22 protein-coding genes are annotated in these 20,873 nt (G+C 67.8%); 7 read left to right on the top strand and 15 right to left on the bottom strand.

Annotated elements, in window-relative coordinates:
• Positions 1-24: 24 nt before the first annotated feature.
• The 12 genes from Q7X29_RS05180 to Q7X29_RS05125 form a co-directional block, all read right to left on the bottom strand.
• On the bottom strand, positions 25-510 hold the full coding sequence (locus Q7X29_RS05180) for a h domain protein (RefSeq protein ID WP_255587827.1): 486 nt from the start codon (positions 508-510) through the stop codon (positions 25-27).
• On the bottom strand, positions 507-1,244 hold the full coding sequence (locus tag Q7X29_RS05175; RefSeq protein ID WP_316573416.1) for a hypothetical protein: 738 nt from the start codon (positions 1,242-1,244) through the stop codon (positions 507-509). Before Q7X29_RS05175 ends, Q7X29_RS05180 begins: the two co-directional genes overlap by 4 nt.
• On the bottom strand, positions 1,241-2,644 hold the full coding sequence (locus Q7X29_RS05170; RefSeq protein ID WP_218718718.1) for an MCE family protein: 1,404 nt from the start codon (positions 2,642-2,644) through the stop codon (positions 1,241-1,243). The genes Q7X29_RS05175 and Q7X29_RS05170 overlap by 4 nt, the downstream gene beginning before the upstream one ends.
• Positions 2,641-3,867 carry an MCE family protein gene (locus Q7X29_RS05165; protein ID WP_316573415.1) on the bottom strand — a complete coding sequence of 409 codons (1,227 nt, stop codon included), beginning with the start codon at positions 3,865-3,867 and terminating at the stop codon, positions 2,641-2,643. The genes Q7X29_RS05170 and Q7X29_RS05165 overlap by 4 nt, the downstream gene beginning before the upstream one ends.
• Positions 3,864-5,126 carry an MCE family protein gene (locus tag Q7X29_RS05160; protein ID WP_218718716.1) on the bottom strand — a complete coding sequence of 421 codons (1,263 nt, stop codon included), beginning with the start codon at positions 5,124-5,126 and terminating at the stop codon, positions 3,864-3,866. Before Q7X29_RS05160 ends, Q7X29_RS05165 begins: the two co-directional genes overlap by 4 nt.
• Positions 5,123-6,190, bottom strand: a complete 1,068-nt coding sequence (locus tag Q7X29_RS05155; RefSeq protein WP_218718715.1) for an MCE family protein — start codon at positions 6,188-6,190, stop codon at positions 5,123-5,125. Before Q7X29_RS05155 ends, Q7X29_RS05160 begins: the two co-directional genes overlap by 4 nt.
• Positions 6,183-7,211, bottom strand: a complete 1,029-nt coding sequence (locus tag Q7X29_RS05150; protein WP_218718714.1) for an MCE family protein — start codon at positions 7,209-7,211, stop codon at positions 6,183-6,185. The genes Q7X29_RS05155 and Q7X29_RS05150 overlap by 8 nt, the downstream gene beginning before the upstream one ends.
• Entirely contained in the window at positions 7,208-8,407 is a 1,200-nt protein-coding gene (locus Q7X29_RS05145) for an MCE family protein (protein ID WP_218718713.1), read from the bottom strand. The genes Q7X29_RS05150 and Q7X29_RS05145 overlap by 4 nt, the downstream gene beginning before the upstream one ends.
• A 4-nt stretch (positions 8,408-8,411) precedes the next feature.
• The gene (locus tag Q7X29_RS05140) at positions 8,412-9,263 is read right to left on the bottom strand and encodes an MlaE family ABC transporter permease (RefSeq protein WP_218718712.1); all 852 of its coding nucleotides are present in this window, start codon (positions 9,261-9,263) and stop codon (positions 8,412-8,414) included.
• 5 nt (positions 9,264-9,268) lie between these two features.
• The gene (locus Q7X29_RS05135; protein WP_019044782.1) at positions 9,269-10,033 is read right to left on the bottom strand and encodes an MlaE family ABC transporter permease; all 765 of its coding nucleotides are present in this window, start codon (positions 10,031-10,033) and stop codon (positions 9,269-9,271) included.
• Positions 10,034-10,357: 324 nt separating this feature from the next.
• Positions 10,358-11,260: a 3-oxoacyl-ACP reductase gene (locus tag Q7X29_RS05130; protein ID WP_218718711.1), complete on the bottom strand. Its 903-nt coding sequence runs from the start codon at positions 11,258-11,260 to the stop codon at positions 10,358-10,360.
• Positions 11,261-11,303: 43 nt separating this feature from the next.
• Complete coding sequence (locus Q7X29_RS05125; protein WP_019044780.1) at positions 11,304-11,492, bottom strand: ferredoxin; 189 nt, start codon at positions 11,490-11,492, stop codon at positions 11,304-11,306.
• A 188-nt stretch (positions 11,493-11,680) separates the two neighbouring features.
• On the opposite strand from Q7X29_RS05125, the gene Q7X29_RS05120 reads away from it, so the two are divergent.
• The 4 genes from Q7X29_RS05120 to Q7X29_RS05110 are packed head-to-tail and all read left to right on the top strand — an operon-like array spanning position 11,681 to position 14,674.
• Positions 11,681-12,874, top strand: coding sequence for an acyl-CoA dehydrogenase family protein (locus tag Q7X29_RS05120; protein ID WP_218718710.1), 1,194 nt, complete (start codon positions 11,681-11,683; stop codon positions 12,872-12,874).
• A 23-nt stretch (positions 12,875-12,897) separates the two neighbouring features.
• Positions 12,898-13,995 (top strand): acyl-CoA dehydrogenase family protein, encoded by a 1,098-nt coding sequence (locus Q7X29_RS05115; RefSeq protein WP_316573414.1) that lies wholly within the window; start codon positions 12,898-12,900, stop codon positions 13,993-13,995.
• A gap of 29 nt (positions 13,996-14,024) precedes the next feature.
• A complete protein-coding gene (locus Q7X29_RS33030) occupies positions 14,025-14,288 on the top strand; it encodes a type II toxin-antitoxin system Phd/YefM family antitoxin (RefSeq protein WP_218718770.1) in 264 nt (87 codons plus the stop codon).
• Positions 14,285-14,674 carry a type II toxin-antitoxin system death-on-curing family toxin gene (locus Q7X29_RS05110; protein WP_316573413.1) on the top strand — a complete coding sequence of 130 codons (390 nt, stop codon included), beginning with the start codon at positions 14,285-14,287 and terminating at the stop codon, positions 14,672-14,674. The genes Q7X29_RS33030 and Q7X29_RS05110 overlap by 4 nt, the downstream gene beginning before the upstream one ends.
• Before the next feature lie 8 nt (positions 14,675-14,682).
• On the opposite strand, the gene Q7X29_RS05105 is transcribed toward Q7X29_RS05110, so the two are convergent.
• Positions 14,683-15,267 carry a TetR/AcrR family transcriptional regulator gene (locus Q7X29_RS05105; RefSeq protein WP_316573412.1) on the bottom strand — a complete coding sequence of 195 codons (585 nt, stop codon included), beginning with the start codon at positions 15,265-15,267 and terminating at the stop codon, positions 14,683-14,685.
• A 98-nt stretch (positions 15,268-15,365) separates the two neighbouring features.
• Between Q7X29_RS05105 and Q7X29_RS05100 the strand changes: the two genes are divergently transcribed.
• Positions 15,366-16,544, top strand: coding sequence for an FAD-dependent monooxygenase (locus Q7X29_RS05100; RefSeq protein WP_316573411.1), 1,179 nt, complete (start codon positions 15,366-15,368; stop codon positions 16,542-16,544).
• A gap of 58 nt (positions 16,545-16,602) precedes the next feature.
• On the opposite strand, the gene Q7X29_RS05095 is transcribed toward Q7X29_RS05100, so the two are convergent.
• Positions 16,603-18,246 carry an acyl-CoA synthetase gene (locus Q7X29_RS05095; protein WP_218718706.1) on the bottom strand — a complete coding sequence of 548 codons (1,644 nt, stop codon included), beginning with the start codon at positions 18,244-18,246 and terminating at the stop codon, positions 16,603-16,605.
• 89 nt (positions 18,247-18,335) lie between these two features.
• Here Q7X29_RS05095 and Q7X29_RS05090 point away from each other — a divergent pair, with 89 nt between their 5' ends.
• The gene (locus Q7X29_RS05090) at positions 18,336-19,118 is read left to right on the top strand and encodes a crotonase/enoyl-CoA hydratase family protein (protein ID WP_218718705.1); all 783 of its coding nucleotides are present in this window, start codon (positions 18,336-18,338) and stop codon (positions 19,116-19,118) included.
• Positions 19,119-19,295: 177 nt separating this feature from the next.
• Here the strand turns inward: Q7X29_RS05090 and Q7X29_RS05085 are convergent, their stop codons facing one another.
• Positions 19,296-19,709: a VOC family protein gene (locus Q7X29_RS05085; RefSeq protein WP_218718704.1), complete on the bottom strand. Its 414-nt coding sequence runs from the start codon at positions 19,707-19,709 to the stop codon at positions 19,296-19,298.
• 153 nt (positions 19,710-19,862) lie between these two features.
• Here Q7X29_RS05085 and Q7X29_RS05080 point away from each other — a divergent pair, with 153 nt between their 5' ends.
• Entirely contained in the window at positions 19,863-20,861 is a 999-nt protein-coding gene (locus tag Q7X29_RS05080) for a sigma-70 family RNA polymerase sigma factor (protein ID WP_218718703.1), read from the top strand.
• Positions 20,862-20,873: the final 12 nt, after the last annotated feature.

The following is a 20,873-nucleotide window of genomic DNA, read 5'->3' as shown; positions in this document are numbered from 1 at the left end:
GGAAACAGCGATTCTCGCGGGGATTCAGACCGGCGTGACCTGTGCGACCAGCCAGCGGTCCCCGGACTTGTCCATCGTTACCCGCACCCGGCTGCCGGAGGCGGTGCCGTTCGGGGTGTCCTTGCTGGTGGTCAGCTGGTTCAGGTAGAGCAGCACCACCGCATGCTCGGGCTCGGCCGAGACGATGCCCTCGGCCTGGGTCGTGGCCTTGACGGTGAGCTGCTTCTCCTTCGCGCCCGGCGCGATGGCTTCCTTGATCAGCTTCAGGTAGTCGTTGCGGAAGGACTCGGTCAGGCCGTCGGCCGCCTTGGGCAGCTCGGTGTCGACGGTGGCGGGCTCGTAGGTGAACATGGCGCTGACCGTGCGGCTCGCCGTGCTCATCGCGTCGCTGCGGGCCTGCTCGGTCCGGTCGTGCTGCCACAGCTGGTAGCCGCTCACCCCGAGCACCACCGCCGCGATCAGGCCGAGGGCGGCGAGGCCGCCGAAGACGATCTTCATACGCTGGCTCATCCGACGAACTCCACCTTCGACACGGTCATGCCGGTGTCGCTGTTCGACACGGTGACCCGGAATCGGTACTGCCGCGACTGCGGTTCGGGCGAGCCGTTGTTGCTCACCGTCTGCTTGGCGGCGACGAGAACCTGCGCGGAGTCGGCGTCGGCGGTGACGATGCCCGATTCGACGACCTCGCCGGAGGAGACCACATTCGCCTGCTTGACGACGTCCATGAACGGATCGACGCGACCGTCGAACTCGGTCTTGAAGTCACCGGAGGCCACCGCCAGGATGCGGTCGATGTCTTCCTTGGCCGTCTGCGCGCGGATCGTGGTGAGGTTCAGCACCGCCTGACGGGCGGTCTCGGTGTACTGCGCTCGCAGATCCTCGTCCCGGTTCACCGAGTAGGCGGTGAAGGCCGCGTAGCCGGCCCCGGCGACCAGGGCGAGGACGAGCAGGATCGCCGCGGCGAGCGCCAGGATGCCGCCACGCGCGCGAGGCGCCGCCGCGCCGCCGGTTTCGGCAGGCTCGCTCGCCGCGAGCTGGACGGTGACATCCGCCGGCTTCACCGCTGTGCCGGCGGCCGAGTTTCCGGCGATCTTCGCCGTGGCCTCCGCGTCCAGCGCCGCCGACGGTGATGCGGTTTCGCTCTTACTGATGGTGACTGTCTCGGCCGCCGTCTCCTCGACCGGTGGCCCGGCCGAGCGCGCGGCCCGCCTGCGCGGGCGGCGGTTGTCGTTGTCGTTCATCGTTGCTGCTCCTCCAACATCGCCTGCCAGCTGGCCGGCACGGTGCCCGAGCCGTCCTCGGCGATGTCACCTTGGCGGTACGTGCGTCCGTCCGTGCCCAGATAGCTGCCCGTGGACGGATCATAGGGGCGCGCTGCGGCGGGGGTCACACCGCCCGTCGATGCGCCTGCCGGTGCCGACGCCGGAGCGACCGGCTGAACCGGCCCGAACGGCGGGTTGTTGCCCTGCGGCACGAACCCCGTCCGGCACAGTTCGGGCGTGGGTGCCCGGACGCCGGGGAATTCCATGCACGGGGTGTTGCGGATGCCGCGAACCGCGATGTTCGAGTCCTGCGGCACCTTGCAGTAGAGCCCGGGTGGGGTGTCCATCGGGGTCAGGTCGCTCGGTTCCCGCCACTGATCCGCGGGCAGGAAGCCGGTGGTGCAGGCGGGCGGGTCGTTGAGCACAGTCATGAAGTCGACCATCACGCCGTACTGGATCGGCCCGCGGATAGCGGTCCGCAGCGCCGCGATCAGCGGCGGGAAGACAACCAGGAGCTGCTCCACGCTCGCGTTGTAGGTCACCCCGACCTGTCCGAGGCTCACCAGGTTGCTGGCCAGCAGCGGCAGGGTCGGGCGCAGCCCCTGGAACTGCTTGTTCACCACTTCCATCGCGGAAGGGCCGTTGTTCAACAGGCTGCGCAGGGCCGGATCGTGCTCGCGCAGCTGATCGGTGACCGTGGCCAGATCCGCCGTCCAGGAACGGATATCGTCCGCGGAACGCGTCTGGGTGTCCAGCAGCGGACCGATCTGGTCGAGCAGCTTCTTGGTGGGCTCGATATCGGTTTCGGCCTGCTGCACCAGCAGCGCGGCCGAGTCGATGAACCGCTGCAGATCGGGGCCCGCGCCGTTGAAGGCGAGGAATGCCTCGTCGATGACCTGCCGCAGGCGGGTGTCGGCGACCGACTGGAGCAGCTTGTCGGCCTGGTCCAGCATCGTGCCGACGTCCTGGGGCAGATGGGTACGCTGCTCCGGAATCACCGAGCCGTCACGCAGATTCGCCTCCGACGGCTGCTCGGTGGGCACCAGGTCGACGTACTGCTCGCCGATCGCCGAGACACTGCGCACCCACGCGCTCGCATCGGCGGGCACCTTGTAGTCGCTGTCGATCGACAGATCCGCTTCGACTCCGGCCGTCGTCAGCCGGACCGCCTCGACCTTGCCGATGTTCTGCCCGCGGTAGGAGACATTCGCGGTGGGGTAGAGACCGCCGGTGGCGGCCAGCTGCACGGTCACCGCGTATCGGCCGATGCCGAACATCGCGGGCAACTGCAGGTAGCTGACGCTCATCACGACGAGGCCGATCACCGTGAGCACCGCGAAGATCACGAGCTGGGCTCGCACGAACCGGGTGAGTTTCATCGACCCGCCCCTTCCTGGCCCGGCAGTGGCGCGGTGAGTCCGGGGATGGCGGGCAGACCGGGGATGGGCGGCAGCCCGGGCAGATTGAGCGTGGGCCCCGGGCTCGCCGGTGCGCCCAGCGGCGTGGTCGCCGGGTTGCCCGCGTCGGTCGCGGTCGACGGCGCGAACGAGCCGACGACGCCTTCGACGCCACCGAAGCGACCGCCCAGCGGAGTGCCGGTGAGCCAGTTGCTGTCGAGCCGACTGGCGGTCAGGTCGAACGTGATGAACAAGTTCATGTAGTCGCCCATGATCGCGTTGTCGATGTTCCGGATCGGGAACGGGAAGGTCGGCAGGATGCCCAGCGCCTGGACCAGGTTGTTGCCGGTGTCGGCCAGCGTCTTCAGCACGGGACCGAGACTGCGGAGATTGGCCACCAGATCGTCGCCGCTGGTCTTGATGAGTCGTTCGCTGACGTCGCCGAGCTCACCGAGCGCGGTGATCGCGGTGGTGATGTTCGCCGACCGGTCGGCCAGCGCGGTGAGCGCGGGATGGATCTGCTCGATCGCCTCGGCGATCACGTCACGCTGATCGGCCAGGCGCACCGCGAGCAGGTCCAGGCCTTCCATCGCGGCGATGATGCTGCCGGTCTGCCGCTCCAGACCGGTGGTCAGCTCGTTGAGCTGGGGCAACAGGTCGGCGATCTCGGCCTCGCGGCCGTTCACCATCGCGTTCAGCTCGGTGGTGATGGTCTCGAGCTGGGCGATACCACCGCCGTTGAGCACCACCGACAACGAGGACAGCACCTGCTCGGTGGTCGGATAGGCGCCGGCCCGCTCGAGCGGGATGACGTCGCCGTCGCGCAACTGGCCCGTCGGCGCGACCGTCGTCGGCTCGGACAGCTCGACGTGGTTGCTGCCGAGCAGACTGGTCTGGCCGATCTTGGCGACCGCGTTGGCGGGCAGGCGCACATCGGGGTTGAGCGAGACCGTCACCAGCGCGTGCCAGCCCTCGACCTCGATCCCGGTGACGTTGCCGACCTCGACATCGTCCACCCGCACCGGCGAATTCCGGGTCAGGGTGGTGACATTGGGCATCTGGATCCGCACCGTGTAGGAGCCGGCCATGCGGCCCTCGGAACCGGGCATAGGCAGGGAGTTGAGCCCGTCGAACTGACAGCCGGTGGTGCCGAGCGCGACGGCGACGCCGACGGCCAGCCCGGCGAGTGCGCGTTGGCGCCTCATCGCTGTCCTCCTGGAACGGCAAGCCCGGCAAGACCTTCGGGCACGGTGATCGGGGCGGCGGCGGGCGCCGAGTTCGGCTGGCCGGCACCGGCCAGGCTCGGGTCGCTGTACACCAGCTGCTCCGGGAAAGCCGTCACGCCGCTGGCCGGGTTGGTCATGACCGGCACGTAATTCATAGCCAGCGAACTGATCACCGGTGCCAGGAACTCCGCGCACAGGTCGGCGGACTTGTCGGAGTTGTTGTTCTCGAGCGCCCGGATCGAACCACACAGGAAGCTGAGTGGACTCGCGCTGTTGTTCAGGGCGACCGCGCCGGTGAGCGAGCCCTGAGCGGGCTTGTAGAGCTGATAGAAGTTCACCATCGCGGTCGGGCCGGAGTGCAGCACCTGTTCGAGCTGGGGCCGCTTGTCGACCAGCGTCTGGGTGACATCGGCGAGCCGCTCGACACCCTCGGTCAGCTCGCCGCCGGTGCCGTCGAGGAACCGCTTCACATCGGCGAGCGCCACATCGAGACTGTCCAGCCCGGCGCCGAGTTCTTGCGACGCGCCGGCCAGCACCGAGGACACCGACGCCAGGCGGCCACTGAACTGCACGATCTGCTCGTTGCTCGCCGAGAGCACCTCGACGAACTTCTGCAGGTTGCGAATGGTGCCGAACAGGTCGGTTCGCCCGTCGGACAGGGTGGTCATGGTCGCGGACAGTTCACGCAGGGTGTCGCGGAACTTCTTCCCGTTCCCGTCGAGGTTGTCGGCCGCGGTGTCGACGAAGCGGCCGAAGGAGCCCTGCTCGTCGTCACCGACCGGACCGAGGGCCGCCGACAACTTGGTCAGCTCGGCCTTGATCTCGTCCCACTCCACCGGCACCGCCGTGCGCTCGAGCGGAATCTGGGCCCCGTCGGCCAGTTTCGGGCCACCGTTGTAGCCGGGCGCGATCTGCACGAAGCGGGCCGCCACCAGTGACGGCGCGATGATCACGGCGCGCGCGTCCGCGGGCAGATCGACATCGCTGTCGATGCTCATCTTCACTCGTACCTGGCCCTTGCCCGGTTCGATCGAGTCGATGCTGCCGACGGTGACGCCGAGTACCCGGACCTCGTCGCCGGCGTACAGGCCGGTGGTGGAGGTGAACGACGCGGTCACCGTGTTCTTCCCGGCGCCGGTGACGAGGTAGACGCCGACCGCGACCAATGCCGCGATCACCACCACCGCCACCGCGATCGTCCAGCGCGGCAACCCGCGCACCTGCTGGCTCAAGCTCATCGCGGGGGATCCTTTTCAGCAGGAGCGATGTAGGGCGTCCTCGGGTTGGTGAAGATGTCGATCACGTCCTGCGGCACCTGTTCCGGCCAGACCAGCGCATCGACGAGCGGACGCAATTCGGTACTTGTCGCGTTCACCACGTAGGCGTTGAACCAGGGCCCGTTGCCGACCTGTTCGCCGAGCGCTGCGGCGTAGGGGCCGAGGCCGTCGAGTGCCTGGTTGAGGTTCTGTTCGTTGCGCTGGAGCAGCGCGAGCACCGAGTTCAGGCGGTCCAGCGTCGGCCGCATCTGCGGCTCGTTGTCGGCGACCAGGCCGGAGAGCTGCCTGGCCACGTCGTCGATGTAGACGACGAGCTGGTTGATCGCCGCGCGGCGCCGATCGAGTTCGCCGAGCAGTTCGTTGCCGTCGATGAGCAGCGTATTGAGCTGGGTGCTGCGGTCGGCCAGGATCTTGGTGACGTTCTGCGCCCGGGCCAGCAGGTCGGTCAGCGCCTGGTCGCGCACATTGATGCTGCGCGACAACGCGGTGACACCGTCGAGCGCGTTGCGCAGCGGGCCCGGGGTATCGGCGAAGGCCGTCGACAGGGTGTCGAGGGTCTGGTCGACCTGATCCAGATCGAGATCGCGCACGGTCCCGCCGAGATCACTCAGTGCTTCGTTGAGCGAATAGGGCGAGGTGGTGCGGTCGAGCGGGATGGTGTCGCCGGTGTCGATCGCGCCGGGACCGTTCGGCACCACGTCCAAGGATTTGCGGCCGAGTACCGTGTTCGTCTTGATCGCGGCGGTCGTCTTCTCGCCCAGCACGATCGACTCGTCGAGGTCGAACTTCACCAGGACCTTGTCACCGTCGAGGCTGACCTGCCGCACCTCGCCGGAACGCACACCGGCCACGTGCACCGGGTCGCCCGGCACCAGGCCGCCCGCATCGAGGAAGTTCGCGGTGAAGGTCGCTCCCGAACGGATGAAGGGCAGCTCGGTGAATTGCAGCGTCGCGAGCGAGATCGTCACCGCCAGAACCACACCGACGATACCGATCGTCGCCGCTGACGACTTGTTCTCATTCATTGGGCGTGCACCTTCCGGTCGCCTGCAGACCCGGTGCGTGAACTTCCATCGGCTCGCCGTTGGGGCCGCTGATCAGGAAGTTGGTACCGCAGATGTACAGCTGCAGGAAAGAACCATAGGCACCGATCCGGATGAGCTTCTTGTAGGTGTCCGGCAGCTTTCCGAGCACCCATTCGATGTGGTCGGAGCCCTCGTCCAGATTCGTGGCGAGCCTGCCGGTCTGTTCGATGGTGTTGCGCAGATCGGGGCGAGCCTGCACCAGCAGGTCGTTGAGCTCCTGGGTCGCGCCCGCGATCCGCGGCAACGCGTTGCCGATCGGGTCACGCTGCGCGGACAGGTCGCTGACCAGGCGCTGCAGTTCGTCGATGGTGGTCGCGAACTGATCACCGCGGTCGGCGATGGTGGCCAGCACGGTGTTCAGGTTGTCGATCACGCTGCCGATCAACGCGTCCCGGTCGGCCAGGGTCCTGGCGAAGTTCCCGCCGCTGTTCAGCAGAGAGACCAGCGTGCCGCCCTGTCCCTGGAAGATCTGCAGCAATGCCTCGGTGAGGTCGTTGACCTGTGCCGGATCGAGCCCGCGCAGCAGCGGCTTGAATCCGCCGAGCAGCAGGTCCAGATCCAGTGCGGGCGAGGTCTGCTCGCGACCGATGGTGTCGCCATCGGACAGGCGCCGAGCCGAGCCCGGCCCCTCCATCAGTTCCAGGTAGCGGTCGCCGACCAGGTTCTCGTATTTGATCGCCGCCCGGGTGCTGGCCAGCACCGCGTACTTGGTGTCGACGTCGAACTCGACGTGCGCGAAGTTGTCGTCGCCGACCTTCACCGAGGTCACCGAGCCCACCGGCACACCGGCGATGCGCACCTTGGCGCCCGGCAACATGCCCGAGGAGCTGGTGAACACCGCGCGATAGCCGTTCTCGCTGGAGAACCGGGCCTGACTCAAGACGATGGCCAGGCCGGCGAACACCAGCGTCATCACCACGGTGAAGATCGCCAGTTTGATCGTCGTTCCCGTGTTCCTCACCGCGTCACTCCCGGCAATCCGTCCAGCAGCAGCTGGAATACCTTTGGCACACCGTGGAATTCGTGTTGGGTGTTCGGCGTGTACACCGTGCCCTCGCTGGTATCGGTCACCAGATAGTTCGAATGGCTGTTCGGTACCCGGTCCACCACGCCCTCACAGCGCGGGCCGCCGGTGGCGTTCACCTTGGGTAGGTCGTTCGGATAGGTGTAGGGCTGGGCACCGAGCATGAAGCTGGCGTTCATGCCGACACCCGGCAGTCGTCCACCCATCATCTCCTCGGCGATCGGCACCAGCGGGCCGAGGCCGTCGATGATGCAGCGCAGTGCGGGGGCGTACTCGAACAGCAGGCCGGTCGTCGGCCGCAGCAGGTCGAGCGCGGTCACCAGATCGCGTTCGTTCTCGCGCAGTACCGATCCCACCGTGTCGGACAGCCCGATCACGTTGACCAGCACGTTGTCGAGCTGGCCCTGCATCTCGGTGATCGTCTGCGACGTACCGGTCGCGTTGTCGACCGTGCGCAACAGCGGATCGGTGACCTCGGCGTAGAGGCCGGTCACGGCGGCGGTCTTGTCCAGATCGGACTGCAGGGTCGGCAGGTACGGATTGAGTTCGCGCAGATAGCGATCCGAACGCACCAGCAGATCGCCCAGCTTGTCGCCTCGGCCTTCCAGCGCGGTGCCCAGCGCGGTCAGCGTCGCGTTGAGCTTCTCCGGCTCGACCTGGGCGAGCACATCGGACAGATGCTGGAACAGCGTGTTGAACTCGACGGTCACCGAGCTCACCGCCACCGTGCTGCCCGGGGCCAGCGCCGTGGCGGACGGCTGCTCGGGGACGACGAAGTTCACGTACTTGGCACCGAACACCGTGGTCGAGCGGATGTCGACGCCGGCGTTGGCGGGCACCAGTTTCAGCTGGTCGGGGTCGACTTCGAGCCGCAGCTGGGCCCCGTCGGCGCGCAGGTCGATGTCGGTGACCCGGCCGATCTCGACACCGCGCACCTTCACCTTGGCGTCGGGGTCGAGGACCAGGCCGGTGCGTGGCGTATCGACCAGCACCACAGCGGTGTTGGTGAACGCGCCCTGGAACAGCGCTATCGCGAGCCAGGCGCCCGCGACGAGCAGGCCGACCAGCGCGAGCGCGGCGAGCTTGCGCCCGAGCCCGCCCTGCATGGCGGCAACGAACCGATTGGTATCCATCGCGCTATCCCGAGAGGTGGAAGTTGCCGGAGGTGCCGTAGATGGCCAGCGAGATCAGCAGCGTCACTGTGACGACCGCGACCAGCGAGGCCCGCACCGCGTTACCGACCGCGACACCGACGCCCACCGGGCCGCCCGCGGCGGTGAAACCGAAGTAGGTGTGGATCAGCATGACGGCCAGCGCCATGACGATCGCCTGGATGAACGACCACAGAATGTCGCTCGGAATGAGGAACGTCGAGAAGTAGTGGTCGTAGACACCGGCCGACTGTCCGTAGATCACCACCGTCGCGAAGCGGCTGGCGAGGAAGGACGCGATCACCGCGAGCGCGTAGAGCGGCACGATCGCGATCAGGCCGGCCAGCACCCGGGTACCGACGAGGAATGGAACCGGCCGGATCGCCATCGATTCCAGCGCGTCGATTTCCTCGGCCACCCGCATCGCGCCCAGCTGGGCGGTAGCACCGGCGCCGATGGTGGCGGCCAGACCGATCCCGGAGATCACCGGCGCGGCGATGCGGACATTGATGAAGGCGGCGAAGAAGCCGGTCAGCGCTTCGACGCCGATATTGCCGAGCGAGCTGTAGCCCTGCACCGCGATGGTGCCGCCCGCCATCAGCGTCAGGAAGCCGACGATCACGACCGTGCCGCCGATCACCGCCAAAGCGCCACTGCCCATGCTGATCTCGGCGATCAGCCGGATGGTCTCGGTGCGGTAGTGCACCAGTGCGCGCGGCACCGAGGCGAGCGCCTTGACGAAAAAGATCGCCTTGTCACCCAGGGAATCCACGGATTTCGAGGCGCGCTCGAAACGACGGACCGTGCGCGGGAACTTGCTGCGAACAATGAATGCCATTTCGGTCACCGCACCGTGAATTTCAAGCCGATCGCGGTGACGACAACATTCACCACGAACAGGGCCATGAAGGCGAACACCACTGTTTGGTTCACCGCGTCACCGACACTCTTGGGGCCGCCTTTCACCTGCAATCCGAGATAGCAGGCGACCATTCCGGCGATCAGCCCGAACAGACCGGCCTTGATCTCCGAGATGATCAGCTCGGGCAGATTCGTCAGCAGCGGAATGCCGTTGACGAACGCACCGGGATTCACCCCCTGCAGGAAGACCGAGAAGGCGAAGCCACCGACGATGCCGACGGTGCACACGAGGCTGTTGAGCATCAACGCCACGAACATCGAGGCGAGCACGCGGGGCACGACCAGGCGGCTGACCGGGTCGATGCCGAGCACCTTCATCGCGTCGATCTCTTCGCGGATGGTGCGCGCACCGAGGTCGGCGCAGATCGCGGTGGCGCCCGCGCCGGCCACGATCAGCACCGTCACGATGGGCCCGACCTGCGTGACGGCGCCGAACGCGGCAGCCGCCCCACTGAGGTCGGCGGCACCGATCTCGCGCAACAGGATGTTGAGAGTGAAGACAACCAGCACCGTGAACGGGATCGCCACCAACAGCGTCGGCACGATCGACACGCGAGCGACGAACCACGACTGGTCGATGAACTCACGCCACTGGAACGGGCGCCGGACCGCGGCCTTGGCCACGTCCGCGCCGAGTTCGAAGAATCCGCCGACCGCCCGCAACGGGACAGCAAGGAGGTCGTTCACGCGAATTCCTCCTTCTTGGACGGGCGGATCGATCGACCCGCGTACCCGTACTGCACTGCCACCCCGTTCTGAAGACTGCCCAAAGACTAGAACATGTTCCTGTTGATGTCTGCCATTTGGGGAGACTATTACCAGGACTTTTTCACGAAATGTGCCGTCGAAACTGAAACGAAAACTGACCGAATGCCTTTTACCTCCTGTGAGCCGTCACACACCCCGAAGCTCATGTCTACCAACACCTGGACCTGTGATCAACACAACTCGGCAGACATGCCCGTCGTGGCGCGCGGCGAGCCAACACCCGGCAAATCGGTGGTTCGGCGATCAGCCCAGATCGCGCAGCGAGCGGGCCGAGAACGTGTGGTCGGCGGGACGCTCGGCAAAGTAGCCGTGCAGCGTCGAGGCGAGGTCGGCCTCGGACCATTCGGCGCCCGCGGCGTCGAAGCGGGCCTCCACCTCGGGAGCCGCCATCAGGGCGACCATCGGGCCGTAGACGACGAAGACCTGGCCGTTGACCGCGTCGGCGGCGGGCGAGGCGAGGTAGGCGACGAGCTTGGCGACATGCTCGGGCGCGAGCGGGTCGACCGACCCTTCGGGCGCCTCGGAGAACACGGCCTCGGTCATCGCGGTCCTGGCCCGCGGGCAGATCGCGTTGGACCGCACACCGAAGCGGGACAGGCCACGCGCGGCCGACAGCGTCAGCGCGGTGATGCCCGCTTTGGCCGCGCCGTAGTTCGCCTGGCCCTCCGGCCCGAGCAGGCCCGCCTCCGAGGAGGTGTTGACCAGCCGACCGTAGACCGGCGCACCCGCGGCCTTGGATGCCGCGCGCCAGTAGGCGCCCGCGTTGCGCGAGAGCAGGAAGTGTCCGCGCAGGTGCACGGCGATCACCGCGTCGAAGTCCTCGTCGGACATGTTGAACAGCATGCGGTCGCGGGTGATGCCCGCGTTGTTGACGACGATATCGAGGCCGCCGAGGGATTCCTGGGCGGTCGAGATCAGGGCGTCGGCGGTGGCGCGCTCGGCGATGCTGCCGCCGACGAACTCCGCCTTGCCGCCGAGCTCGCGAATCGCGGCGATGGTCTCGGCGGCGGCATCCTCGGTGAGGTCGTTGACGACCACCGCCGCACCCGCCGCGGCCAGCGCGAGGGCCTCGGCGCGGCCGAGACCGGCGCCTGCGCCGGTCACGATCGCGACCCGGCCGTCCAGTGAAGTCTGCATCACACTCATCGGGCCGACTCTAGAACGTGTTTCACTATCCGACAAGAGTCGATCACGCCAACCTCAGCGCGGCCTTGGGACACTGCGCCACCGCCTCCTCGACGTCGGCGACGCGATCGTCGGCCACATCGCCCTCGAGCACGTGCAGGTTGTCGTCGTCATCGAGTTCAAACATGTCAGGGGCGATTCCTACGCACACGCCGTTCGCTTCGCAGCGGTCGAAATCGACGATGATCTTCATGAGAACTTCCTTCCACGCGGTCTCCGCGACACTAACCCAGACAGCACGGTCCGCGAGGCGGAACAGCTGCCGATTCACTGTCAATACTGGAACATGTTCCAGTTCATATGCAATGATCGGTTTCGGCGGGGCCCACCCCCTGCGCCCCGCCGACGTCCGTTTTCGCAGCTGAGACCGAGGTAGGAACCATGCGCGTCGCGTATACGCCGCAGCAGGAAGAATTGCGCGCCGAGCTGCGCGAGTATTTCGCCCAGCTGATGACGCCGGAACGGCGCGCGGCGCTGAGCCTGCAGACCGGCGAGTACGGCGAGGGCAATGTCTACCGCGAGGTCGTGCGCCAGATGGGCCGCGACGGCTGGCTGACGCTGAGCTGGCCCAAGGAGTACGGCGGCCAGGACCGCACGACGATGGATCAGCTGATCTTCGTCGAGGAAGCCGCCATCGCCGGCGCGCCCGTGCCGTTCCTGACGCTCAACTCGGTCGCGCCGACGATCATGCAGTACGGCACCGAGGAGCAGAAGAAGTTCTTCCTGCCCAAGATCGCCTCGGGTGAACTGCACTTCGCCATCGGTTACTCCGAGCCCGGCGCGGGCACCGACCTGGCCTCGCTGCGCACCGCCGCGGTGCGCGACGGCGACGACTTCGTCATCAACGGCCAGAAGATGTGGACCAGCCTCATCGCCTACGCCGACTACATCTGGCTGGCGGTGCGCACCGACCCGACGGCCAAGAAGCACAAGGGCATCTCGATGTTCATCGTGCCGACCGACGTCGAGGGCTTCTCCTGGACGCCGGTGCACACGATGGCCGGGCCCGACACCAGCGCCACCTACTACCAGGACGTGCGGGTGCCCGCCTCCTCGATGGTCGGGCCGGAGAACGGCGGCTGGTCGCTGATCACCAACCAGCTCAACCATGAGCGCGTCGCGCTGACCTCGGCCGGGCCGCTCTCGCTCGCGGTCAACCAGACCGTCCAGTGGGCGCGCGAGACCACCGGACCCGACGGCAAGCGGGTGATCGACCAGGAGTGGGTGCGCCTGAACCTGGCGCGCGTCTACGCCAAGGTCGAATACCTCAAGCTGCTGAACTGGGAGATCGCCAGCCGTGCCGACCAGGGCGGCGAGGCGGCGCCCAAGCCGTGGGACGCCTCCGCGTGCAAGGTCTACGGCACCGAGCTGTCCACCGAGGCCTACCGCCTGTTGATGGAGGTCGTGGGCTCGCACGGTTACCTGCGCCAGGACTCCCCCGGCGCGGCGATGCTCGGCCGGCTCGAGCGGATGCACCGGGCCGCGCTGATCCTCACCTTCGGCGGCGGCACCAACGAGGTGCAGCGCGACATCATCGCCATGACCGCCCTGCGCCAGCCCGCGTCCGCCCGCTGACCTGAGAAAGCCGGTATCCCCTCATGGATTTCACCCCTACCGAAGCCCAGACCGATCTCGCCCGGCTGACCGGCGAGATCTGCGCCAAGCTGGTCACCGCCGACCGCCTGCGCGAGCTCGACACCGCGGGCCGCTACGACGAGCAGCTGTGGAAGTCGCTCGCCGAGACCGGCGTGCTGGCCGCGGCCCTGCCGGAAGACCTGGGCGGCAGCGATTTCGGCATGCTCGAGCAGACCGCGATCCTGCGTGAACTCGGCCGCGTCGTCGCCGCGGTCCCCTACCTGTGGTCGATCGTCATCGGCGCGGGCGCGCTGGCGAAGTTCGGCGACGCCGACCAGCGTCAGCTGGCCGCGCGAGCGGGCCGGGGCGAGGTCGTGCTCACCGCGGCGCTGGCCGAGGAACTGCGCGCCACCACCGCCGCGCCGGGCATCGTCGCCGAGCCCGCCGGTGCGGCCTGGACGCTGACCGGCACCGCGACCACCGTCGCCTACGCCGATCGCGCCGAGCGAATCCTGGTGCCCGCCATCACCTCCAACGGTGTCGGCGTCTTCGTGATCGACCCGGACCACGCCTCGGTCACCCGCACCGCCCAACAGGTCGTCGACCTGAGCCCCGAATTCGTCGTCGAGCTCGCCGCCACCCCGGCCACTCTGCTCGGCAGCATCGAGTCCGGCGCCGACGTCCTCACCTGGCTGCGCGAACACGCCTGGCTCGGCTTCTCGGCCCTGCAACTGGGCACCCTGGAGCGCGCGCTCGAGCTGACCGCCGAGCACACCCGCACCCGCGAGCAGTTCGGCAAGCCGATCGGCTCGTTCCAGTCCGTCGCCCAGCGCCTCGCCGACGCCTACATCGACATCGGCGGCCTGCGCCTGACGGTCACCCAGGCCGCCTGGCGCCTGTCCGAGGACCTCCCCGCCGCCGAGGCCATCCACATCGCCAAGTTCTGGGCGGCCGACGCGGGCCACAAGGTCGCCCACACCGTCGTCCACGTCCACGGCGGTCTCGGCATCGACCGCGACCACATCGTCCACAACTACTTCACCGCCGCCAAACACCACGAATTCGCCCTCGGCGGCGCCACTCCCCACCTCCTCGCCCTCGGCGCGGAACTGGCGGGCTGAACCCCAACCGGTGACGGCGGCGGGCCGGGCTGTTCGATCAGCCCGGCCCGCTGTCGTTCCGACGAGCGAGGTTCGGGTCAAGGGAGATCCCCGTCAGTGAAGCGCGGGATCGCCTGGCAGAGGTCATCGCGGCCGCAGAGTCCGGCAAGGTCGTGCATCTGACTCGGCACGGCCGACGCGTTGCCGCCGTGGTACCCGAGTCCATGGCCGAAGCGGCCGACAGCCAGGTCCGGGCACTATCGAAACAATTCGCCGAGCGTCATAGGAGCCTGCTCGACAGGCTCGCCGAATGACCGCGGCGGAGATCTACTACCTCGCCGACGCCGATCTCCGCGCCATCGCCGACGATGTGACGGGACAGCACACTGTCCGCGATGCGGGCCTGCTCGCTTCAGCCGCGGCCCGTCCGCAGGCCACAGTTTTCGGCGCCGACGCCTATCCGACGCTCTGGGAGAAGTCTGCGGCGCTGCTCCATTCGATCGCGGCCAACCGCCCGCTCGTCGACGGGAACAAGCGGCTCGCCATCGCCGCGGCGATCATCTTCCTGGCCCGCAACGGGATCGATACGACAGCGCTCGACGAAGACCTTGCCTACGACCTCATGATCGATGTCGCCAGCGGCAAGATCGACGACGTCTCGACCATCGCCGCCCGCCTGATAGCCGTCCTGAAGCAGTAGTTCCCCGATCAGTCGATCGGCGACGAGGTGAGATAGCGCTGGATGACCGGGGCGACGTCGGCGACGATCGCATCGGGGTGCATCTCGACGACCGGGGGTAGGCGCAGGATGTAGCGGCACAGGGCGAGGCCGAGGAGCTGGGTGACGACCAGGCCGCCGCGGCGGGGGGCGTCGGCGGGGTCGCCGAAGCACAGGACCGCGGGCAGGACCTGTTCAGCGAAGATCGCGCGGACGCGGTCGGCCACCTTGTCGTCGGTGATCGCCGAGCGCAGCAAGATCAGCATGACCGCGCTGTCGTGGCCCTCCCAGATCGCCAGGAACCGCCGGACCAGCACCTCACCGATGGCATCGGGAGGTGCCGCGGCCAGGTCGGGCAGGTCCAGGTCGATCTGCACGGCCGCGGCGAAGAGCCCGTCCTTGTTCCCGAAATAGCGCATGACCATGGACGGGTCTATCTCGGCGTCGGCGGCGATGGCACGGATGGTCGCCTTCGCATAACCGTCGACGGCGAACCGCGCGCGGGCGGCGTCGAGGATGACGGCCTTGGTGGCGTCGGAGCGGCGGACCGGGGAATTCTGCTCGGCGGACTTCACGCCAACAAGTGTAGGCCAACAACTGTTGACATCGCGAGCACCTCGGCCTACCGTTATGCCTACAAGCGTTGGCAAACAAGCGTTGACCAGGAGTCGTCATGACCGCCACCTCCCTGCCCGAAGCCACGTCCGTTGTCATCGTCGGCGCGGGCCCCGCCGGTCTCACCGCCGCGATCGTGCTCGCGGAAGCGGGCGTCGACCACGTCCTCGTCGATCGGCTCGGCGAAGGCGCCAACACCTCGCGCGCCGCGGTCGTGCACGCCAGGACCCTGGAGGTGCTCGACGAACTCGGCATCGCGAAAGAACTCGTCGCGCGCGGCATCAAGGTCCCCACCTTCAAGGTGCACGACGGCCCGAAGACGTTGGCCACCATCGCCTTCGACGACCTGCCGACCGGCTACCCCTACACCCTGATGATCCCCCAGGACGTCACCGAGCAGGTCCTGCTCGACCGGCTGCACCAGCTGGGCGGCACCGTCCACCGCCCGCTCACCGTCGAGCGGGTCACCGACGAGAACGGCTGTGTGACAGTCGAGTACACCACCGCCGACGGCGCGGTGGGCACCATCACCGCCGACTACCTGATCGGCGCCGACGGCATGCACAGCGTCGTCCGCGAGCAGGCGGGCATCGGCTTCACCGGCGACACCTACCCGGCGTCGTTCGTCCTCGCCGATGTCCGGATGAGCTGGCCGACCCCGCGAACCGAAGTTTCGCTGCATCTTTCACCGGAGGGCGTCACCGTGGTCGCGCCGCTGCCCGACGCGGCGCAGCAGCGCTACCGCGTCGTCGCCACCGTCGACGAGGCTCCCGAGCACCCGACCCTCGACGACATCCAGACTCTCCTCGACGCCCGGGGTCCGGCGGGCGAGGTACGGGTCGACGAAGTGCTGTGGAGCTCGCGGTTCCGCGTGCACCACCGCGTCGCCGACCACTACCGCGCGGGCCGGGTCCTGCTCGCGGGCGACGCCGCCCACGTACACAGCCCGGCGGGCGGCCAGGGCATGAACACCGGAATCCAGGACGCCGCGCTGCTCGCCCAGTTGCTGGCGAAAGTGGTATCAGGCGAACCGGATTCGCTGCTGGACGAGTACGAGACCGTGCGCAGGCCGATCGCGCTGGACGTCGTCGCCTTCACCGACCGGATGACCCGCATGGCCACCCTGCAATCGGCGCCGGCTCGCACCGCGCGCAATACCGCGCTGCGCCTGCTCACCGGCATCCCCGCGGTTCGCGGCAAGCTGGCCTACCAGCTCGCCGAACTCGCCAACCGCTGACACACGAGCGGGGCCCTTCCGGCGACATCGCCGGAAGGGCCCCGCTCCCTGTCGATACCTACGCCGAGCCGGCGTCGGCGTGCTCGTCGGCAGGTCGCTCGTCGGTCTGCGCCTTGGCCCACCGGTAGTCCGGCTTGCCCGCGGGCGAGCGCTTGATCTCGTCGACGAACCACAGGCTGCGCGGCTGCTTGTACGACGCGATTTCCTGGGTCAGCACCGGCTTCAGATCGGCCAGGGTCGGGCGCTTGTCACCGCGACACTGCACGACCGCGACCACCCGCTGTCCCCAGCGCGCGTCCTCGACACCGACGACGAGCGCGTCGAAGATGTCCGGATGCGCCTTGAGCGCGCCCTCGACCTCTTCGGGGTAGATCTTCTCGCCACCACTGTTGATGCTGACCGAACCACGGCCGAGCATGGTGACGGTGCCGTCCTCCTCGACGCGCGCGAAGTCGCCGGGGATCGCGTAGCGAACGCCGTTGAACTCCTTGAACGTCGCGGCCGACTTGACCTCGTCCTTGTAGTAGCCGAGCGGGATGTGGCCGCTGCGCGCCAGCAGGCCGACGACGCCGGAACCCGGCTCGACCGGATTGCCTTCCTCGTCGAGCACCTGGGTCGCCGCGTCGATCTTCACCCGCGGGCCGCCGGTGTGGGTCTGGCCCTTGGCGATCGTGGCCAGACCACCGAAACCGGTCTCCGAGGAACCGATGGAGTCGGTGAGCAGCCGGTTGGGCAGGAGCTCGAGGAACTTGTCCTTCAGCGGCGGCGAGAACAGCGCGGCACTGCTGGCGAGCACGTACAGCGACGAGAGGTCGTAGGGCTCACCGGTTTCCGGGTTGCCTTCCTCGAGCGCGTCGAGCATCGGCCGCGCCATCGCGTCGCCGGTGATGAAGATCAGGTTGATCTTGTGCTTGTCGACGGCCTGCCAGACCCCGTGCCCGCTGAACTCGGGGATCATCACGGCCTTGCCGCCACCGAACAGGCTGTGGAAGGTGGCCCACTGCGCGCCGCCGTGGATCATCGGCGGAATCGGGTAGCGCACCATCTGCGGGTTGGCCGCGCCGATCTTGGCCAGCTCCCACTCGTCCTTGGTGTACTCGCCGGTGATGAAGTTGATGCCGGCGCCGAGCACCCGCCACACGTCCTCGTGGCGCCACATCACGCCCTTGGGCAGGCCGGTGGTGCCGCCGGTGTAGAGCATGTAGATGTCGTCGGGCGAGCGCTCGCCGAAGTCGCGCTCACCGGAGGAGGCGGCCAGCGCCGCCTCGTACTCCACGGTGCCGGGCGCGGTCGGCCCGTCGGTGCCGTCCTCGACGACGAGCACCGTCTTCAGGTCGGGCACCTTGGGCAGGACCGCTTGCACCTTGTCGGTGTAGCGGCGCTCGTGGATCAGCGCGACCATGTCGGAGTTGTCGAAGATGTGCAGCAACTCGTTCTCGACGTAGCGGTAGTTGACGTTGATCATCACCGCCCGCGCCTTGAAGATCGCGACCATCGCTTCGACGGCTTCGACAGTGTTGCGGGAGTAGATTCCGACTTTGTCGCCGGGTTTCACACCCTGTTCCAGCAGGTAGTGGGCCAGTTTGTTGGCCCGCTCCTCCAGTTCGGCGTAGGTCGACTCGCGATGTTCGCCGACCAGCACGATCCGGTCGGGCATCAGGTCGACGGCGTGTTCGACGAGATCGGCTATGTTGTAGCTCACAGGAACAAAAATAGAACGTGTTACTGTTTCTGACAAGGGGGTGGCGCGTCAGCGCGCCGTGACACAGCTCGAACGTCAGGAGATATCGAATGGCCCACTGTCTGGTCGAGAAGCGAGGCCACGTCCTCATCGTCACCATGAATCGACCGGAGGCGCGCAACGCCCTCTCGGGCGAGATGATGGCGATCATGCGCGACGCCTGGGACCAGGTGGACAGCGATCCTGATATCCGCGTCGCGATCCTCACCGGCGCGGGCGGGGCCTTCTGCGCCGGGATGGACCTGAAGGCGATGAGCTCACAGCATCCTGGGGACACCGCCTCCGAGGGCAGCTGGGACCCCGCCTACCTCCCCGCGCTGCTGAAGGGGCGGCGACTGTCCAAGCCGCTGATCGCGGCGGTCGAGGGCCCGGCCATCGCCGGTGGCACCGAGATCCTGCAGGGCACCGATCTGCGCGTGGCCGGGGAAAGCGCCAAGTTCGGCGTCTCCGAGGCCCGCTGGGGCCTGTTCCCGCTCGGCGGTTCCGCGGTGCGGCTGGCCCGGCAGATCCCGTACACGGTGGCCGCTGATCTGCTGCTGACCGGTCGCCACATCACTGCCGCCGAGGCCAAGGAGATCGGCCTGATCGGCCACGTGGTCCCCGATGGCACCGCCCTCGACAAGGCTTTGGCGCTGGCCGGCCAGATCGCCGACAACGGCCCGCTCGCCGTCCAGGCGATGCTGCGCACGCTGCGCGAAACCGAGGCGATGCCGGAGAACGAGGCGTTCCCCATCGAGGCGAAGATCGGCATCGAGGTGTTCAGATCCGCCGATGCCAAGGAAGGGCCGCGCGCCTTCGCGGAGAAGCGCAAGCCGAACTTCACCGGGCAGTAGGACGGTCGCCGGTCGCACTGCCGCTGCGCCCCGACCTCGAGGAGAGGCCGCCGCGCAGTGGCGGTTCGCGGCCGTCCCGCCGGTCAGGTGCCGTTGCGTAGGCGACGTAGGAGCGAGCAACGATGCCCGACCGACGGGACACAAGGGGCCGCGAACTCGAGCGCGCCGGCGCTCCAACTACCCCGGGTAGTTCATGTAGAACGGCTCCCACTGGTGACCGTCGGGGTCGAGGAACGTGCGGCCGTGCATGCCCACCTGGGCCTCCTGGGCGCGCTTGTCCTCGTTGACCTGCTCGGTCGCGCCGGCGGCGACGGCCGCGTCGGTCAGCGCGTCGACCTCCTCGGCGCTGGCCAGCGAGAGCGCGTAGCCCGCGGCGGCGGTAGTGATCGTGTCGGCGATCGGGCGGGTGCTGAAGGTCGAGAAGAACGGCTTGGTCAGCAGCATCAGACAGATGTTGTCGTCGATGACGATGCACGACGCGTTCTGATCGGTGAAGTCCTCGTTGACCTTCCAGCCCAGCGCCTCGTAGAAGCTCTTCGAGCGGTCGAGGTCGGCGACGGGGAGGTTGATGAAGATCATCTTGCTGCTCATGGGTGTCAGCCTTTCGGGGGCGTCGTTGCGGTCTCGTTCCTGTAGACGCCGCGATGCCCGCCGATTCATCGCCGAGCGGTGAACTTCCCGGAATCTCGCTGGTCCGTTTTCTCCTCTGTCGGCTGTCGGACCCCTGTGGCATCGTGGGAAACTATGAGCGACGCCACAACCGCTACCACCGGCCCGGACCCCGCCGTACTGGCCGAATTCGAAACTCACCGGCGCGAATTGTGCGCGTACGCCTACCGCATGCTCGGCTCCTCGTTCGAGGCCGAGGACGCGGTACAGGAGACCTTCACCCGCGCCTGGCGCTCCTACGATTCGTTCGAGGGCCGCGCGAGTCTGCGCTCGTGGCTGTACAAAATCGCCACCAATATCTGTCTGGACATGCTCGACCGGCCGCAGAGCCGAGCCAGACCGATGGACCTCAACGGTCCGGGTCGCCCCGACTCCCCGCTGCCCGCCCCGCAGCCCGACTACGTGTGGATCGAGCCGATCCCCAACGCCCTGGCCTTCGGCGCCGATCCGGCCGAGCACGCCTCGGCCAAGGACACGCTGCGCCTGGCCTTCGTGGCCGCCTGCCAGCATCTGCCCGCCACCCAGCGCGCCATCCTGATCATGCGCGAGGTGCTGCGCTTCTCCGCGGGCGAGACCGCCGAGGCGCTGATGATGTCGCCCGCGTCGGTGAACAGCGCGCTGCAACGGGCCCGCGCCACCATGTCGAAGGTGCAGCCGACCGTCACCGACGGGTTCGACGAGAGCGATCCCGAGCAGCGCAAGCTGGTCGACGATTTCGTGAAGGCCTTCGAGGCCTACGACATGGACGCGCTCACCACCCTGCTGAAAGCCGATGTGGCGCTGTCGATGCCGCCGTTCGATCTCTGGATCTCCGGGCCGGAGAATGTGGCCGCGTTCATGCTCAGCACCGGCAGCGCGTGCCGCAATTCGCGGATGGTTCCCCTGGAAGGCGCCAACGGGCTGCCCGCCTTCGGCCACTACAAGCCGAGCGAGGAGCCCGGCGTGTGGGTGCCGTGGTCGATCACGGTGCTCGAGCTCGAGGGCGACATCATCTCGGGCCTGAACTTCTTCCTCGACACCGAGAAGTTGTTCCCGCTCTTCGGGCTCGCGCCGGAGTGGCGCGAAGCCGTCTGAGCGGGAACATCA

Origin of the sequence: Nocardia canadensis, assembly GCF_032656385.1 — a bacterium.
In the GTDB taxonomy this organism is placed as follows: domain Bacteria; phylum Actinomycetota; class Actinomycetes; order Mycobacteriales; family Mycobacteriaceae; genus Nocardia; species Nocardia canadensis.
Note: the sequence above shows the minus strand (reverse complement) of the source record. Positions and strands in the feature narration are given on the sequence as shown.

What these genes read in the sequence shown, in the direction of transcription:
- Q7X29_RS05180 (WP_255587827.1), bottom strand. Translation starts at nt 510, where the DNA reads ATGAGCCAGCGTATGAAGATCGTCTTCGGCGGCCTCGCCGCCCTCGGC.
- Q7X29_RS05175 (WP_316573416.1), bottom strand. Translation starts at nt 1,244, where the DNA reads ATGAACGACAACGACAACCGCCGCCCGCGCAGGCGGGCCGCGCGCTCG.
- Q7X29_RS05170 (WP_218718718.1), bottom strand. Translation starts at nt 2,644, where the DNA reads ATGAAACTCACCCGGTTCGTGCGAGCCCAGCTCGTGATCTTCGCGGTG.
- Q7X29_RS05165 (WP_316573415.1), bottom strand. Translation starts at nt 3,867, where the DNA reads ATGAGGCGCCAACGCGCACTCGCCGGGCTGGCCGTCGGCGTCGCCGTC.
- Q7X29_RS05160 (WP_218718716.1), bottom strand. Translation starts at nt 5,126, where the DNA reads ATGAGCTTGAGCCAGCAGGTGCGCGGGTTGCCGCGCTGGACGATCGCG.
- Q7X29_RS05155 (WP_218718715.1), bottom strand. Translation starts at nt 6,190, where the DNA reads ATGAATGAGAACAAGTCGTCAGCGGCGACGATCGGTATCGTCGGTGTG.
- Q7X29_RS05145 (WP_218718713.1), bottom strand. Translation starts at nt 8,407, where the DNA reads ATGGATACCAATCGGTTCGTTGCCGCCATGCAGGGCGGGCTCGGGCGC.
- Q7X29_RS05140 (WP_218718712.1), bottom strand. Translation starts at nt 9,263, where the DNA reads ATGGCATTCATTGTTCGCAGCAAGTTCCCGCGCACGGTCCGTCGTTTC.
- Q7X29_RS05130 (WP_218718711.1), bottom strand. Translation starts at nt 11,260, where the DNA reads ATGAGTGTGATGCAGACTTCACTGGACGGCCGGGTCGCGATCGTGACC.
- Q7X29_RS05125 (WP_019044780.1), bottom strand. Translation starts at nt 11,492, where the DNA reads ATGAAGATCATCGTCGATTTCGACCGCTGCGAAGCGAACGGCGTGTGC.
- Q7X29_RS05120 (WP_218718710.1), top strand. Translation starts at nt 11,681, where the DNA reads ATGCGCGTCGCGTATACGCCGCAGCAGGAAGAATTGCGCGCCGAGCTG.
- Q7X29_RS05115 (WP_316573414.1), top strand. Translation starts at nt 12,898, where the DNA reads ATGGATTTCACCCCTACCGAAGCCCAGACCGATCTCGCCCGGCTGACC.
- Q7X29_RS05110 (WP_316573413.1), top strand. Translation starts at nt 14,285, where the DNA reads ATGACCGCGGCGGAGATCTACTACCTCGCCGACGCCGATCTCCGCGCC.
- Q7X29_RS05100 (WP_316573411.1), top strand. Translation starts at nt 15,366, where the DNA reads ATGACCGCCACCTCCCTGCCCGAAGCCACGTCCGTTGTCATCGTCGGC.
- Q7X29_RS05090 (WP_218718705.1), top strand. Translation starts at nt 18,336, where the DNA reads ATGGCCCACTGTCTGGTCGAGAAGCGAGGCCACGTCCTCATCGTCACC.
- Q7X29_RS05085 (WP_218718704.1), bottom strand. Translation starts at nt 19,709, where the DNA reads ATGAGCAGCAAGATGATCTTCATCAACCTCCCCGTCGCCGACCTCGAC.
- Q7X29_RS05080 (WP_218718703.1), top strand. Translation starts at nt 19,863, where the DNA reads ATGAGCGACGCCACAACCGCTACCACCGGCCCGGACCCCGCCGTACTG.